At 64.5% G+C, this 16,293-nt stretch carries 13 protein-coding genes; 9 read left to right on the forward strand and 4 right to left on the reverse strand.

Annotated features, from left to right (window positions below):
• Nucleotides 1–6: 6 nt before the first annotated feature.
• Entirely contained in the window at nt 7–2,181 is a 2,175-nt protein-coding gene (locus H7687_RS21445) for a type I secretion system permease/ATPase (protein ID WP_183351266.1), read from the reverse strand.
• A 168-nt stretch (nt 2,182–2,349) separates the two neighbouring features.
• Here H7687_RS21445 and H7687_RS21450 point away from each other — a divergent pair, with 168 nt between their 5' ends.
• Nucleotides 2,350–2,670, forward strand: coding sequence for a tryptophan synthase subunit beta like protein (locus tag H7687_RS21450; RefSeq protein ID WP_183351268.1), 321 nt, complete (start codon nt 2,350–2,352; stop codon nt 2,668–2,670).
• On the opposite strand, the gene H7687_RS21455 is transcribed toward H7687_RS21450, so the two are convergent.
• From H7687_RS21455 to H7687_RS21465, 3 genes are all read right to left on the reverse strand, one after another.
• Entirely contained in the window at nt 2,663–4,639 is a 1,977-nt protein-coding gene (locus H7687_RS21455; RefSeq protein WP_183351270.1) for a bifunctional diguanylate cyclase/phosphodiesterase, read from the reverse strand. The two genes, H7687_RS21450 and H7687_RS21455, sit on opposite strands and share 8 nt — an antisense overlap.
• An 18-nt stretch (nt 4,640–4,657) precedes the next feature.
• Entirely contained in the window at nt 4,658–5,332 is a 675-nt protein-coding gene (locus H7687_RS21460; protein ID WP_183351272.1) for a transglutaminase-like cysteine peptidase, read from the reverse strand.
• A 103-nt stretch (nt 5,333–5,435) separates the two neighbouring features.
• Nucleotides 5,436–6,737, reverse strand: coding sequence for a TolC family outer membrane protein (locus H7687_RS21465; RefSeq protein WP_183351274.1), 1,302 nt, complete (start codon nt 6,735–6,737; stop codon nt 5,436–5,438).
• Between the two features lie 324 nt (nt 6,738–7,061).
• Between H7687_RS21465 and H7687_RS21470 the strand changes: the two genes are divergently transcribed.
• From H7687_RS21470 to H7687_RS21505, 8 genes are all read left to right on the forward strand, one after another.
• Nucleotides 7,062–9,416, forward strand: coding sequence for an OmpA family protein (locus H7687_RS21470; protein WP_183351276.1), 2,355 nt, complete (start codon nt 7,062–7,064; stop codon nt 9,414–9,416).
• Between the two features lie 78 nt (nt 9,417–9,494).
• Nucleotides 9,495–10,040 carry a hypothetical protein gene (locus H7687_RS21475; RefSeq protein WP_183351278.1) on the forward strand — a complete coding sequence of 182 codons (546 nt, stop codon included), beginning with the start codon at nt 9,495–9,497 and terminating at the stop codon, nt 10,038–10,040.
• Nucleotides 10,041–10,059: 19 nt separating this feature from the next.
• On the forward strand, nt 10,060–10,635 hold the full coding sequence (locus H7687_RS21480; RefSeq protein WP_183351280.1) for a hypothetical protein: 576 nt from the start codon (nt 10,060–10,062) through the stop codon (nt 10,633–10,635).
• Nucleotides 10,636–10,645: 10 nt separating this feature from the next.
• Complete coding sequence (locus H7687_RS21485; RefSeq protein WP_183351282.1) at nt 10,646–11,116, forward strand: hypothetical protein; 471 nt, start codon at nt 10,646–10,648, stop codon at nt 11,114–11,116.
• Nucleotides 11,113–12,231, forward strand: coding sequence for a hypothetical protein (locus H7687_RS21490; protein ID WP_183351284.1), 1,119 nt, complete (start codon nt 11,113–11,115; stop codon nt 12,229–12,231). The genes H7687_RS21485 and H7687_RS21490 overlap by 4 nt, the downstream gene beginning before the upstream one ends.
• Nucleotides 12,203–14,182: a hypothetical protein gene (locus H7687_RS21495; RefSeq protein WP_183351286.1), complete on the forward strand. Its 1,980-nt coding sequence runs from the start codon at nt 12,203–12,205 to the stop codon at nt 14,180–14,182. Before H7687_RS21490 ends, H7687_RS21495 begins: the two co-directional genes overlap by 29 nt.
• A gap of 376 nt (nt 14,183–14,558) precedes the next feature.
• Nucleotides 14,559–15,896, forward strand: a complete 1,338-nt coding sequence (locus H7687_RS21500) for a retention module-containing protein (protein WP_183351288.1) — start codon at nt 14,559–14,561, stop codon at nt 15,894–15,896.
• The coding region (locus tag H7687_RS21505) for a cadherin-like domain-containing protein (protein ID WP_183351290.1) at nt 15,893–16,293 on the forward strand (401 nt) is incomplete at its 3' end. The genes H7687_RS21500 and H7687_RS21505, both read left to right, overlap by 4 nt.

Below are 16,293 nucleotides of genomic sequence, written 5' to 3' on the forward strand. Positions count from 1 at the left end.
TCTCCGCTAGATGTTCAGGTGCCCGCGCTGCAGCGCTTCGAGGACCGTTGCCTTGGGACCGTCGGCGATGACGGTGCCGTTGTCGATGACGATGATCCGGTCCACGAGCTCCAGGAGCGAGGCGCGGTGCGTGATCAGGACCATGGTCTTTTCCTTGGCCCCCTCCGCCAGGTGGTTCTTGAGCCTCACCTCGGCCCGGCTGTCCATGTTGCTGGTCGGCTCGTCGAAGACCAGCACCGGCGGGTCGAGAAGGAGCGCCCGGGCGATGGCCACGCACTGGCGCTGGCCGCCGGAGAGGCCGCGGCCGAACTCGCCCACCTCCATGTCGAAGCCCATGGGGTGCTTCTTGACGAACTCGCCGACCCCGGCCAGATCCGCCGCGCGCATGATGGCGTGGTCGTCGATGTCGGCGGCGCCCAGGGTCAGGTTCTCGCGCACGGTCCCCTTGAAGAGCGAGATGTCCTGCGGGACGTAGCCCACGTAGTGCCGCAGTTCCGCCGGGTCGATCTGCCTGAGATCCGTGTCGTCCATGGTGACCATGCCGCTGGCGGGCTCGAAGAGCCCCAAAAGGAGCTTGCCCAGCGTGGTCTTGCCGGAGCCGATGGGGCCGATGACGCCGACCTTCTCGCCGGGGGCGATCTGCAGGGAGATGTTGTTGAGCACGTTGACGGTCTGGCCGGGATAGGCGAAGGTGAGCCCCTTCACCCCGATCCCCCCCTTGAAGCGGGGGCGGTGCAGGAAGGTCTTGCCGGCCGGGCGCTCCACCGGGAGCTTCATGATGTCATCGAGGGCGCGGTAGGCCTCCTTGGCCCGGTGGTAGCGGGTGGCGAGGTTGGCCACCTGGGCCACCGGCGCCACCACCTGCCGGGACAGGATCACCAGCGCCACCAGCCCCCCCTGGGTCAGCTCGCGCATGGCGATGGCGTACACCCCGGCCACCACCAGGGCGACCACGGCCAGGTTCTGCACCAGGAAGGAGACGTGGTTCACCGAGGAGGAGAGAAAGCGCGAGCGGGCGCTCCAGGTGGAGATGTAGCTGACCGCGTCCTCCCAGCTTCTCTGCACGTGGCTCTCGGCGCCGAGCATCTTCACCGTCTCCAGGCCGGCGAGCCCCTCGACCAGGATGGCGTTTTTCTGGCTCGACGCGGCGAAGGTGTTCTCGACGGCGCGGCGCAGCGGCGCCTGGATGAAGGCGGAGTAGATGAGCATCAGGGCGATGCTGACCAGGAAGATGGTGAGGATGGTGCCCCCGCCGATGTACCAGATCACGATCAGCCCCAGGACGACGAAGGGGAGATCGATGACCGCGGTGATGGAGAAGGAGGTGATGAAGTCGAGGATGGTCTCGAATTCCCTGAGGTTGTTGGAGAAGGAGCCGATGGACTGCGGGCGCGCCTCCAGGCGCAGGTTCAGGACCCGCTGCAACAGGAGCGAGGAGATCTTCAGGTTGGCCTTCTTGCCCGCCTCGTCGACGAAGTAGCCGCGCAGCCCCTGCATCAAGACCGAAAAGAGGTAGACCACGGTGACGCCGATGGAGAGCACCCAGAGGGTCTCGTAGGCGCTGTTGGGGATGACCCGGTCGTAGACGTTCAGGATGTAGAAGGTGCTGACCAGGGCGAAGACGTTGATGAGGAAGGAGGCGATGAGGACGTCGCGGTAGATGCGCCAGGAGGAGGTGATGGCGCTCCAGAACCAGTTCCCTTTCCCTTCATCGCGGGTGACGCTGGTGGACTTGCCGATGCGGTAGCGCGGGCGGACGAAGATGGCGAAGCCGGTGTAGAGCTTCTCCAGCTCGGCCCGGGTCACCGTCTTCTCGCCGGTGCCGGCTTCGGGAAGGAGGATCCTGAAGCTGTCCTTGTCCGGGAGCCTTTCCACCACCGCGCAGGCCTGCCGGTTGTGCAGGAGCAGGATGGCGGGGAGCTGCAGCTGCGAGATGCGCTCCAGGGGGCGCTTCACCAGGCGGGAGGAGAGACCGGCCCGTTCGGCGCAGCGGGGGAAGAGCTCCACCGTGACGCGGTTTTGCACCAGGGGGAGCCCGGCGGTGAGACCCGTGCGCGATGCCGGCAGCCCGTGCAGCTTGGCCACCAAAAGCAGCGAGTCGAGAAGGGGATCGTCGTGGCGGTCGCTATCCTCGGCCACGTTCCACTGTGCTTCTAGCTTACGGTTTTCAGTCTCTGGCACGTCTGATCCTCTTAGCTGTAAAAGGGGGCCGCCGAAGTTAGTGCGAAATATTCTAGCATAATACCTTTCACATTGGTAAACGTTTTGCGTTATACTTGCGGCTGTCATCCTGTGTCAGTACCTCTTTCAGCAACACTGTCATCGAGCCGGTCAAAGAAAGGATACTCCATGTTTTATGTAGAAAGAGACGGCGAGGGCAAGATCGTCGCCCTGCACAAAACCCCCGCCGCGTCGGCCACCGAGCAGAAATCCGCGATGGACGAAGAGGTGGTCGCCTTCCTGAACGAGGCCGGGGCCTGGGGGGAGGCACTGGCCTTCTCCGATGCGGCCACCGTGCGCGTCATCGAGGACCTGGTCGACCTTTTGGTCCGGAAGAACCTGATCAACTTCACCGAGCTTCCCGAACAGGCCCAGCAGAGGATCAAGGCGCGCCAGAGCCTGCGCGAGAAGATCGCTTCCACCGACCTGCTGGTGCACGACATCATCTGACGGCGGGGTAGGAGGAGAGCGGCTGCGGCCTGCCGAAGAAGTACCCCTGCATGGCGTCCAGGTTGAGCTCCTTCAGGATGGCCGCCTGCGCCTCGCTTTCCACCCCTTCGGCCACCACCTTGATGTCGATGCTGTGCGCCACGCTGCAGAGCGAGGCGACGTAGAACCTGCTGTCGTTCTCCCCGCCGGAGAGCTCCCCGGTGTAGGCCCGGTCGATCTTCACGTACTCCGGGTGCAGCGACTGCAGGTAGCCAAGCTTCGAGAAGCTGCGGCCGTAGTGGTCGAGCCCGATGCCGTGGCCGCAGTCCCGGACCGCGGCGCCGAACTCCCGGATGTTGTTCAGGTGCTGCACCGCGGCGAACTCCGAGAACTCGAAGTTGACCCGGGGCGCGCCGCCCGGCAGCGCCTTTAAAAAGGCGTAGAGCCAGGTGCGGAAGAGGTCGTCCTCCAGCGAGGTCGGGGAGAGGTTGATGGCGACCCGCTCCACACCCAGGCGGCGGTAGTCGACCTTCAGCGCCTCCTCGATCACCATCCGGTCGATGGCGGAGACCAGCTTGAGCCGCTCGGCGACCGGCATGAACAGGGCGGCGTCCAGCGCCTCGCCGTTTTCCTGCATGACGCGGGCGAAGAGCTCGAGTTGGACCAGCTTGCGCCCCGGCCCGTTCTCGATCACCCCCTGCGCGTCGAGCCTGATGCGCCGCTCCTCGAGCGCCCGTACCAGGGCGTCCTTCCAGTGCTGCTGCCCCTGGGGCAGCGTCTCGGTTTCCCCGGTCACCGCCCTCGCTTCGAAGCTGTTGGCCCCCTTTTGCAGCGCCGCGGAGAGCGCCAGGTCCGCCTCGGCCAGAAGCCTCGGCAGGGTGGTGCTCCCCTGGTAGGTGGCAAGGCCCAAGTGGCCGATGTCGTCGCTGAGCGCGATCTTCTCCATGGCCACCCGCCCCAGCTGCGCCGCGATCTCGGTGGCGATGATCCCCCCTTCGGAGGGGGAGATGTCGGGAATGAAGATGCCGAAGTCGCCGCCGGTCAAGCGGGAGAGCGCGGTGTCGGCGTAGGGTTTCACGGCGTTCTGCAACAGGGTGGCCACCCGCTTGACCAGGTCGTCCCCCGCCTGCAGCCCCTTCTTCTGGTTCAGGGCCTCCAGGCCGTGGATGCGCAGCAGGAGGAGCACGCCGCAGCCGTTTGGCTCCTGCCGGGCGAGGTCGGCGTTCACCTGGCTCTCGAACAGGCGCCGGTTGCCCAGCAGGGTGACCGGATCCTGATAGGCCCGCTCCTGCAGCCCCTGGGCGGTGGCCGCCTGCTCCTCGAACATCTCCTTCACCTTGACCGTCATCCGGTTCATCGCCTCGACCACGCTCTTGAATTCGCGGGTGCGCGGCAGCGACTCCTGGAGCTGGTACTCCTTGCGGCACAAGGCGTCGGCCTGGCGCTCCACCGCGGCCAGCGGCTTCAGAAGGATCCTCAGTCCCACCGCGGCCGCAAGCAGCAGGAAGGCGGCGCAGGCGGCGAACCAGACCGTCATGCTGATCACCTCGCTCCAGAGCGTCGCGTAGGCGTAGCCTGGATGGCTCTTGACCAGGATGCTCCCCCCCTGGTTCCACCCGGCCATGACGTCCGAGACCGCCTCCGGCGTCTTCAGCGGCACCAGCGCCACGAACCACTGCGGCACGTCCTCGACCCGGACCGGGAGGGTGCGCTCGATGAGCACCTTGCCGCGCGGATCGGCGAAGGTGATCTTCTGGTAGTAGCCCCGGTCGAAGAGGGCGTTGATCATCCCCTCCACCACGGTCAGGTCCTTCTGGGCCACGTGGGGGGAGATGGAAAGGGCGAGCGAGGTGGCGGTGTCCTGCACGTGGGACTCGAGCTGGTTGGTGAGGAAGGTGCGGGTGTTGGCGAGCTTCGCGTACCAGGTGCCGGTGAACAGGAGCAGGAAGAGCACGACGGTGAAGATGATGAGCTGTCGATACAGTGTCATAGGGGTACCCTTGGTCCGTTACAGTTTGTTCTCGGACATCTTTTGCAGAAGGTCCTGCCACAGCCTCAACCGGCTGGACTTGCCGGCGGCCTTGCCCATACCCCTTTGCTTGGCGAGCCACAGCCCGGAACCGTTGAAGCTCAGGATGGGCATCAGGTCGTTGCGCCGGGAGGCGTGATCAATGGAATCGACCAGGTTGTCGAGCACGAGCGGCTCGGCCTCGGGGGTGCTGTAGTAGGTGAGCACCATGTGGTGGATGTTGTAGCGCAGCGCCTTGACGTAGGTGATGCGGAGCTTGTCGTCCTCCACTCCCATCGCCTTCAGGGTGAAGTACTTGGCGATGGCGAAGTCCTCGCAGTCCCCCGCCCCCTTGGCCAGGAACTCGATGGGCGTGGCCCAGTAGTCCTCGACCCCCCAGACGTCCCAGTCGCTGTCGAAGCGCAGCCGCTCGTTGAAGAATCGGTTCGCCCTGTCGAGCTTGTCCCGGTCGGTGCGGCTTCTGTCCCGCGCGATCAGCTCTTCCCAGGCGGTCAGGCGGCGCAAGGCTTCCCTGCCGTATTTCCTCTCGGCCGTCTGCAGCACGGAGCGGTCCACGCTGAAGTTGCCGGCGGGGAGCACGGTGCCGGCGACGAGAAGCGCCGCCAGGAAGGCGGTCAGGGAGAGCGATGTCAGTCGTTTCAGGTAGATGCCCACGTTGATCCCGGCGCAGATGCCCTTTCTCTAAAAAAAAGCCCGGACCGTCCCTAAGGCTAGCGGCGATCCGGGGCTCTATCATACAGTGCGCTCTCGGGATAGTCTACGGTGTTCCGGCGGCGGTGGTGACGCGGCCGGCGCTGTCGGGCGGCTGCAGCCCCAGGGTGGGGAGCAGGCGCGACATGCCGTTCAGGACCCGGAACTCGGCGTAGCGCTGGTCGTACACCGCGTTCACCAGGCTCGCCTTGGCGTTGATCAGTTCGGCCTGGGTGTCGAGGAGGTCGAACATGGTCCTTCTGCCGATGGACCACTGGGCGGCGAAGGCGTCGGCGGTCTGGGCGGCGGCCTTGACGTAGTCGTCGAGGTACTTGATGCGCTCCTGGGCGCTACGGTTGGCCTCCCAGGAGAGCCGGATCGACTGCACCGTCTGCCGTTTCGTGTTTTCCATGATTTCCTGCGCCTCGTAGACCTCGCTCTGGGTCTGGCCGATGCGCGCCTTGTTCCAGCCGCCGTTCAGGATGTTGAAGGTGAGGGTGGCGGTGCCCAGGAACTCCTCGCGCTGGCCGGGGAGGTCGTTGTAGTCCTTGAGCCAGCGGTAGTCGAGGGCGACGTCGAGGCTCGGGTAGAGCAGGCTCTTGGCCGCCTCGTGCTGCGCCGTCCTCTCCTGCACCCCTTCGCGGGCTGACTTGAGCGCCTGGTTGCCGGCGACGGCGAGTTCCTCCGCCTCGTCCTTGGTCCTGGGGAGCAACGCCACGATCGACTGGGGCTCGGTCAGCTCACCCGGGAGGTAGCCGATCACGGCCTGGTAGTCGGCCAGGCTGTCGGAGAGGTTGGCCTGGGCCGCGGCGAGGTTGCTCTCCGCGAGCGCCACGCGCCCCTTGACCTGTTCGAAGTCGGCGCGGCGGTCGACGCCGGACTCGCTTCTAAGCTTCACCTGGTCGTGGATGCGCAGGTGGTTGGTCAGGTTCTCCTGGGCCAGCGCCAGGAGCTTTTCGCTTCTGAGGACATTTAAGTACACCTTGGAGGCCAAGAGGGCGCTGTTCTCGGCGGTACTCCCCAACTGGTACTGCTGGGCCCGGGCCCGGGCCTCCTGGCGCTCCACTTCGCTTTGGGTGCCGAAGAAGCGGAACACGTTCTGGCGCACGCTGACGATGGCCGTGTTGGGGTAGACGGTCCCGAAGGTCGGCTCGTGCTGGCGGGTGACCCCGGCGGCCAGCGAGACGTCCATGGTGGGGAGGTAGCCGGCCTTGGCCTGGCGCACTTCCTTCTCCCGCGCCACCTTGTTGTAGTAGTTCGCCCTCACTTCCGGGTTGGAGCGCAGCATGTACTGCACCGCGTCCTGGAGCGTCTCCGCCTGGGCGGCCGCGGTTCCGGAAGCCAACATCCCCAATGCCAATACTGTCACTAATTTCCTGTTTGGTAGCATAGCATCCCTTCCTGTGGTCTCATATGAATAAGAACAAATTAAAATTACTCAATGTATACAAGCTTGATGCATTATATACCGAGTAGTTGCTAATGTCGATACTCATATTATGTCCGAATAATAAATTTGCAAATATTATTTTTTGTGACTAATATATGTGCTCCGCGAGTCGAACATAAAGAAATCAAATGGCATTTGACACAGCCGGATTTAATAGTAGCTTAATAGTAGCATTTGGCAAGCCTCAGAGATTAATGCGGTATTTTAATGCAATCTAATACAACCCAAACGGAGAAGAAGAAATTGAAACGACATGCATTGATGATGATGGCAATGGCGTTGCTTCTCGCCTCCCGTCCCGGTCCGTCGGCCGCAGCCGACGCGCCGCCCGGAGGGAGCCCGGCAAGCAACAGGGTGGGGACATTCTCGGTGTCCCCGATCGTCGGTGGGGTTTCCTTTGACGGGGAGCAACACCTGGAAACCGCGCCGGTTTTCGGCCTGCGCGCCGGCTACAACTTCACCCGCAACTTGGAGGCGGAGGCGCTTTTGGACTACGCCAAGACCCGCGGCACGCTGGTCGACCAGAACACCGACTTCCTGCGCTACGGCGCGGACCTGTTGTGGAACTTCATGCCCGACCAGAAGTTCGTACCCAACATCGCGGCGGGCTACGCGGCGACCCAGCTTAAGTCCGATACCAAGGGCGCCTTCGACCTCGGCGCCGGCTTCAAGTACTTCGTGACCGAGGACATGGCCTGGCGCGGCGACGTGAGAGGCATCTTCATCGACAACAAGTTCGACCGCTACGCCATCGAGTACACCACGGGGATCTACATCCCCTTCGGCGTGACCCCGCCGGTGGCGAAGCTGCCGGCCCCGCCGCCGCCACCCGAGCCGGTGGCGCGGCCGGTGCCCACGGTGCAGCCCACCCTGAACCTGACCGTGCCGCCTCCGGCGCCGGCCCCGGTGCCGGTGGCCGCACCCGAGGTCTCGCTCACCGCCGCACCCGACAGCATCAGGAAGGGCGAGAAGTCGGTCCTGACCTGGCAGAGCAAGGGCGCCGACAACTGCGAGATGCGTCCCGACGTCGGCAACGTGGCCGTGAAAGGTTCCACCACCGTGACCCCGGCGGCGGATACCATCTACACCGTCACCTGCAAGGGCAAAGGGGGCACCGCTTCCGCCAACGCCTCGGTCATGGTGGCCCAGCCGGTGGCAGCGGAGAAGCGCTTCTGCAACCAGCCCGCGGTGCTGATGATCAACTTCGACACCGACAAGTGGAACGTGAAGCCCCAGTACCACGCCGAACTGAAGACGGTGGGCGACTTCCTGAAGGAGTTCCCCGAGGCGCACGGCGAGATCTCCGGGCACACCGACGGCACCGCCAGCGTAGCGTACAACCAGAGGCTCTCCGAGCGCCGCGCCCAGTCGGTGCGCGACTACATCGTCAAGAACTTCAACATCGATCCCAAGCGGTTGACCGCCAAGGGGTACGGCAAGTCCCGCCCGGTGGCCACCAACAAGACCGCCGTCGGTCGCGCCAAGAACCGCCGCATCGAGACCAACCTCGTGTGCGAGAAGAACGGTGCGCAACAGGGATCGGCACCCCAGCCGGCCGCAGCACCCAAGGCCGCGGCGAAGCCCGCCCCGGCAGCAAAGAAAGGTGCCACTGGAAAAAAGCCGGTAGCCCTGGTGCCAGCGCAAGGTAACGTCGCCAACGCCGACGTTGCCCCTGCACAGCGCCAGGGCGAACCCGAAGCACGCTTTTTCCCGCAGGCCGCCGATCCGGCTGTGACCGCATCCGGATCGGCGCTCCTGCCCGCAGCACAGAGAAAGGGGGAAGAGGAGTCACGCTACTTCCCCCAGGCAGCAGCAGCCGACGTGAAGGAGGGGGCCGCGCCCCCTCCGCTTCCCCCGGCCAAACGGCAGCCGGCCATCCCGGCCGCCTACCCGGGAGAGCCGCCGCAGCAAGGAGCAGCGGCGGTACCGGCGCCGGGGGGCATCCCGGCGGCGCAACTGGTGCCCCCCCCCGGTCCTCTTGCCGGGGGAGCCGCGCCGCCCCCCCGGGTCGCGACCGCGCCGACGCCGCCCGAGCTGCCGGCGGCACAACGAATGAAACAGGCACAACAGCCTATCCCCGCTACCCCCGCCACCGCAGCGCCGAGCGCGCTCCCCGTCCCCTCCGCCGCGCCGGCCGCACCCGAACAGGCTGCCGCTGCCGAAGCAGCATCCGTCGCCGCCGCGCTCAGAAAGCAGGAGCCCGAAGCCCCCGCACCCGATGAAGCGCCCTTCGTGCTCAAGGCGACCACCCCCACTCCCGTGCCCGATGGCAGCATCGCCCTGACCGGCATCACCATCGACAAGGACGGCCTCAGCCTGTACACGAGCGGCAAGGTGAACGAATTCAGCCTGATCACCATGGTGGAGCCCTTCAGCCTGGTCATCGACCTTTACGGCGCGGTGAACGGCATCGGCCTCCCCAAGGCGGCCGTGGAGAAGTTCGACCTCACCGACGTTCGCTTCAGAGAGTTCCCCGACCACCTCCAGATCACCCTCGACGCCGGCCGGGAGGAAATAATCCCCTACCGCAGCTTCAAAACCGACACCGGGTTGAGGATCAACATCAAGCCGAGAAGCAGTCACCACATAGGCCCCTGATTCAGGCGCGCAGGCGCGCACCCGGCAGCGGCTCACGATACATGCTCTAAGTAGCTCATCCGTAAGGAGGAGTCTGACATGGAACACGGTATTGCATTGCGATGGAAACTGGCTGTCGTAGTGACGGGATTGGTGTCTCTTCTGGCCGCGCCGGCGGTCATAGCCGCCGAGGCGCAGGCCCCCGCCCCCCCGCCGCAGGAAGCGTCCACCGAGCAGGCCAGCGACCTGGGGCTCGAGCTCAGGCTGCAGACGGTGAAGAAGGACCTCCTGGTCATGCTCAACTTCGCCGAGCACTTCATCGCCAGCGGCGAGACCAAGACCGCGGCGCAGCTGCAGGCCCCCCTCGACGACTATCTTCGGCGCCACGCCGACTACCTGGTGGTCCAGGCCGTGGACGGCTCCAACATCGAGATGACCCAGCTCTCCGCCGAGATCGCCCTGGTGAAGACGCGCCTTCTGATCGTGCTCAACTACAGAGACGATGCCGGCAGCGTGCTCACCGACATGAAGCGGCTCTACGCTCCCTACCAGAAGATGTCCGTGCAGATCCAGGGCAAGACCACCACCCTGGACGAGGCCATCCGCCAACTGGACACCGATCTGGCGCGCATCGCCAAGAAATAACCGCCAAGGAGCCGCCGCCATGGACATTCTGGGCCTGATCACCATCAACCCCAACAGCTTCAACATCTGGTCGCTGAGAATCTCGCTCACCCTGACCACCAGCATCTTCATCATCGCCATGATCCTGGCGGCGCGCGCCTTCCTGCACGCCAAGGCGCTGGACCACAAGCACCTGGACAGCATCAAGGACAAGCACGCCTCCCCCGCGGACACCCTGGCCGAGAGCGTGGCCAAGATGCTCTGGGCCACCAGCCAAAGCGACAACACCACCGGTGCGGCGGCCCCCAAGGAGTTCCTCTACGACGCGACCCGCGAGGTGGCGCAGAACAACTTCAACGGCACCTTCGTGAACCGGATCTACATGTGCGCCAACCTCTTGCCTCCCATCGGCCTGTGGGGGACGGTGGCGGGGATGATCGTGATCTTCCTCTACACCGGCGACCCGGGGAGCGCCATCAACAACGGCGCCATCGGGGCGAAGCTGTGGTCCACCTACTTCGCGCTCATGTACTACGTGCTCTTGCAGGCGATCTGCGTCGTCCTGGACGTGATCGCCAAGCGCTCCATCAACCGCGGCCTGCAGGTGAAGATCTAGGAGGGGAACCATGCGCTCGGTGGGAACTTCGCGGAACCAGTGGCTCATCTCCTTTACCGACGTCGCCTTTTTGCTGCTGCTGGTGTTCACCCAGATGGCACGCATGGACACCTCCAGCAGCCAGGTGGCGGAAATGCAGCTCCCCGCGCCGGTGGTGGCCAAGAGCCCCGAGCTGGTGGCGATGCAGTCCAACCCCGACTATCACCAGCTCCTGGTGGAGAAGCACGGCGCCAAACCGTACCGGCTGGCGCACATCCTGCGCGGCAGGGAGGCGGCGCGCACCGACGCGCTCTCCTATGACGAGCTCTGCTCGGCCCTGAAGCAACTGCAGGGGAACCGGGAGCAGCCGCGCCCGGTCGTGGTGCCGCTGCCGGAGTCCTACAGCAGCGACCTTCTTTCCGCCGCGGCGGTGGTGAGCAAGTACTGGAGCTCCAACGGCCTTGCCGTGGTGCACACCTCGCGCACCGGTGACAAGCCATGACCCTGCGCATCCAGAACGCCTGCGGCCACGGGGGCACCAGGCTGAGGCACATCCTGGTCTGCGCCGAGCACGAGCTGCGCCCCCCGGTCCCCCGGTGGCTGCGCCTGGCGGTGGTCACGGCGCTCATCCTGGTGGCGCTGTGCGTGAGCCGCTTCCAGATGCCCGGGGTACCGGTGTCGAAACGGACCATCATGGACGTGAGCCGGCTGGAGCTGAAGGCGCCCCCGGCGCACCCCAAGCAGGTGGCCGTCGTGGAGAAGCCGGTCGCGGCGCAGCAAAAGCCGCGCACCGTCTACGCGTTGGACGTGAAGCCGCCGCAGTACCGTCCCCCCGAGCCGGCGCCGCGGGAGCACGCCGGCCGGACCGGGCCGGGGAGGAGCGCGCCGCTTCGGCACAAGGTGGAGTACCCCGCCGAACTGTCGCGTCCCGCGGTGGCCCGTTCCTACGGCTACCAGAGCGGCTCCGAGGTGGCCATGTACCCGGCAGTGGCCCGGGAGCGCAAGGGAACCGAAGCCTACGACGAACAGCACGGCGCGGCGTCCGCGCGGGTCCCCGCGACGAAGCTCAGGAAGGAGGCGGGGAGCGCCGAGGTGGGGGCGCGGCCGTCGCCCAAGAGCACCTACATCTACCGGGTTCGGGGTGGGGGCGACTGCCCGGTTCCCGCGGCCGCCGAACCGGTCGCCCTGCCGCAGCGGCCGACCCGAGCCGTCGAGGTGGGGGGGAGCGCACCGGCGCCGCGGGTGGCGGCGGTCAGGAGCGCGCCGGAGGTGACCATCGAGGAGCCCAAGGGGGCGCCCCCCCTTTCCGCCCGGCAGCGCAGCAAGAGCCCGGCGGGGAGCGGGGCGGGCGGTGCCGAAGTGGCGCTGGCGCGCGGGGTGTCGCTGATGAGCCTCAAGATCTGCGACAGCGCGCTGCAGCAGGAAGAAGCGATCAAGGCGGTTTTGAGCGTGGTAGGTGGGCGCTCAAGCTGCACCAGTGACAAAGGTGAGTTCCAGTTCAAGGGGACCAAACGAGTGTCGTCCTTCAACCTCATCATCTTCCCTTCCCGGGGACGAGAGCCATCCCAGCGATGCGAGGAGTTGGATTATGCCTATGACTGCCTTAAGAAGAACTGACGCCAAACGGATCATCGCATTCATCTTCTGCTGCGTGCTCTGCCTCCTGATGGCCGCCGCCCCCTCGTGGGGCGCCCAGAAGAAGAAGGGGGGGCGCGCCGCGCCGGCCAAGAAGGAGCACAGGACGGCGGCCGCGGCGCCACCGGCCGCCGCTCCCCAGGTCAAGGAGTGGGGCCCCTACCTCGACGTCGCCTACGAGCTCACCTACTGGGACAAGAACGAGATCAAGGAGTGGCGCGAGAAGCGCGACCAGGAGATCGGCGAGCCCCTCGCCTCCTACATCGCCACCTGGAACGGCAAGCTCATGTCCGGGCAGAAGGGGGAGCCGCCGCAGCTGTTCCGCGACCGGGACTACCTGCGCCTGGCCATCGCCCAGACCGTGGACTACCTGCAAAGCGACGCGCCGGAGGCCCTCGCCGCCGCGGCCAAGACCATGGAGAGTCTGAAGGGGAAGGCGTCCATGCCCGAGATCGCCTACTGGTCCGGCATGGTGAAGGCGCTGCAGGCCCTGGAGCGCGATGACGCCGACGACTTCGTCACCCAGGTCTACGGCATCTGGAACGGGTCGATCCTCTACATCGAGAAGAACGAGATCGCCACCGGCGCCACCAGCGGCAGCGTCCCCACCAACACCCCCTTCTATTACCGCAACCTGATCAGCCTCGTGGTGAACCGGGCCATCATCGCCCGGAAGCTGGACGGGCTGAACGCGCTGGGGCCCCTGTTCGTCATGATGAACGACCGCAACCTGGGCGAGAAGGACAGCGACGGGAAGTACACGAAGACCCTGGTGCAGCGCATCGTGGACGGGCTGAACGCGCCCGACTCGGACCGCTACCGGCTGAACTTCACCGTCGCCGCCATCGAGTCCAAGCGCCTGCAGCAGGTGGCAAGCGCCAAGCTCGACGCCGAGGGGATGACCGAGGCGGTGCAAAAGACCTACGAGCGGGCCCGCACCTACAACGACCTCTGTTTCAAGTGGGCGGCCGGCCCCAGGTCGAGCGGCGTGGTCATGGCGGCCGTGGACTACTTGGACATGACCAGTTTCGCCATCCCGCGCCTGGCTGACAACGAGAACGCGGCCGCCTACAAGTTCTTCGCCACCTTGCCCGACCAGGAGGGGAGGAGCGCCCTGCTGAAGTCGATGGCGATCTTCAACGACATCGCGCCGTATTCCGCCGGGGGCTGGGAGCGCGCCGGCTACCAGAGCCGGGAGCTGTATCTCAAGTCGGCGCACCGGCTCTGGCGGGCCATCATGGAGCTCGCCCTGTGGACCGGCGACTACTACCTGGTCAAGCTGAACACCACCCAGGACTCGCAGAACATCCAGAGCTACGCCACCTCGATGCAGATGGCGCTCAACTCCTACCTGAACTTCCTCACCGCGCAGCAGGGGAGGGGATTCAACGACGTGATACCTGATTCCGCCTACTTCGGCGCCTTCGAGGCGAGCGACAAGGTTTCCTACGCCTACCGCAAGGTGAGCGAGTTCAGCACCGACAACGGCGCCTACAACCTGTGGTTCACGCACCGGCTCCTCTCCGCCGAACTGTTCCCGCTCTCCCTGCGCGAGGTGCGCCAGACCTCCGCCACGCTCAAGAAGGACGGGCGCTACAACCTGTACCTCGACTACTACCTGCCGCTGGCAAGCCGCATCAAGCAGTCGCCGGCCATCAAGAAGTGGGTGAGCGCGCAGCGTCCCGAGACCGCCACCGCGAGCCTTGCCTACATCACCGCCATCGACAAGCTCTTTGCCGGCACCGCCGCCGCGGAGGCCCCCACGGACACCCAGCTGATCGCCTCGTTCCAGAGCATGCGCGAGGAGATGCAGAGAAACCCCGACCACCCGACCCACAACCTGTTGAAGCTCTTCTACCTGGAGGAGATCCAGAAGAGCTCCAACTTCACCAAGCTGGTCAAGGAGCCCAACCGCCTGGACCGGCCGTTCTGAATTAGCGCTAGAGGGACAGGCTCCGTCAGGTGCCTGTCCCTCTAGCGGAACGCTTCTTTCAGCTCAGCCCTCTTCTCAAACACCAAGGGGGACAGGCACCTGGCGGAGCCAGTCCCCTCACAAAAAAGCCCTCTCAACTAGCAGAGGGCTTTTTTGTGTCTCACACTTGGCATCCGCGAAGACACAGGTACTATATTGTCTCCGGTTTTGCTCTCAGCAGCTATGGCAGTAGTAAAGTGAGATCTCTGTAATCTTGATCGCTATGTCAGTCTAGTACCAAGGTACAATAGACATGGTTTCCCCTCAGAGATATCTTTACCATAACCAAATTTAGCAGATCCCTTTCACGTCACTATCAAATACATGGAGAATGGTCATGGCACAGAACAATCACGCAGCAGGGCACCAGGTGGTCGGTAAGGTTGTCATTCTGTACGGAACGGTGAAAGCGATATCCCCGGATGGTGCGGTTCGCCTGCTCATGCCGAACAGCCCGATCTTCGCCGACGACCGCATCGTCACCGAAAGCGACGGCAGCGCCTCCATCGTATTTGACGGCGCGCAGGGGAACCAGCTCGACCTGGGCCGGATGATGAACGTGTCCATCGACCAGGACGTGTACGGCACCGTGATGTCGGGCGACACCACCGACACCGCCGCCGAGGTCGAACAGATCCAGCAGGCACTGCTCACCGGTGACCAGCCCATCGAACTGGAAGCCCCGGCAGCCGGCGGCCCCGCCGATGCCGGCGGTACCCACCCGGTCTTCATCGTCACCCCCACCGGCGAGGAAGTCCTCCCGACCGGCGGCGTGACCACCACAGGGGTCACCTTCGGGACGACAGGCGCGATCGAAGGGCCTGTTACCGTAGCCACGACTTCACCAGTTCTTCCTACAGGACCTGGCGTTGGTTCGGATCACGGCTCTGTCACGGAAGATGCCTCGAATCCGACTCTCTCTACGACGGGCACACTAACTGTTACCGACTCCTTCGGCAATCAATACAGCATCAACACGGCTGTTGCACCTGTTGCAAGTGAAGGTGCTCTTGGGAGCATCACAATTGATAGCGCCGGGCACTGGACTTACAGTGTTAACAATAATGCTGTCCAGTATCTTGGTGCTGGAGAGCCCAAGGTTGAGACGTTTACGGTACAAAGCATTGATGGCACCAGCCATGACGTCGTTATAACGATCCTCGGGACGAATGATGGCGCCACGTTCAGCGGTGCCGACCACGGCTCCGTGACGGAAGACAGCCCGACGCCTGAAACGGTGACTTTGACGACGTCCGGGACGCTGGTGGTGACTGATATCGACCAGCACCAGTCGGCGATCGACACCGTTGTTGCACCTGTTGCAAGTGAAGGTGCTCTAGGGAACATCACAATTGATAGTGCCGGTCACTGGACCTACAGCGTTGCCAATTCCGCGGTGCAGTACCTGGGCGCTGACGATGTTAAAGTTGAGCACTTCACGGTGCAGAGTGTAGACGGCACGACCCATGACATCGAGATCAAGATCTACGGCACGAACGACGGTCCGCAACTTACCAACGACACCTTTGCCGCCAACGACGTCAACGCAGTAAAAGAAGATGTGACCCTGACTGCCAGCGGCAACGTACTCACGAACGACATCGACCCCGACGGCGACACCCTGACGGTAACCACAACCGATGCAATGGCCGGCACGTACGGCAGTGTGNATTGACGATCGACATCAACGGCACGAACGACGGTCCGCAACTTACCAACGACACCTTTGCCGCTAACGACGTCAACGCAGTAAAAGAAGATGTGACCCTGACTGCCAGCGGCAACGTACTCACGAACGACATCGACCCCGACGGCGACACCCTGACGGTAACCACAACTGATGCAATGGCCGGCACGTACGGCAGTGTGACGATTGCCGCCGACGGCAGCTACACCTACACGCTGAACAACGGTGCCGCCAATGTCCAGGCGCTGAAGGACGGGCAGGTCGTCCAGGACACATTCACCTACAGCGTCAGCGACGGTCACGGCGGCACTGCCAGTGCCACATTGACGATCGACATCAACGGCACGAACGACGGTCCGCAACTTACCAACGACACCTTTGCCGC

The organism is Geomonas paludis (assembly GCF_014193585.1).
GTDB lineage: Bacteria > Desulfobacterota > Desulfuromonadia > Geobacterales > Geobacteraceae > Geomonas > Geomonas paludis.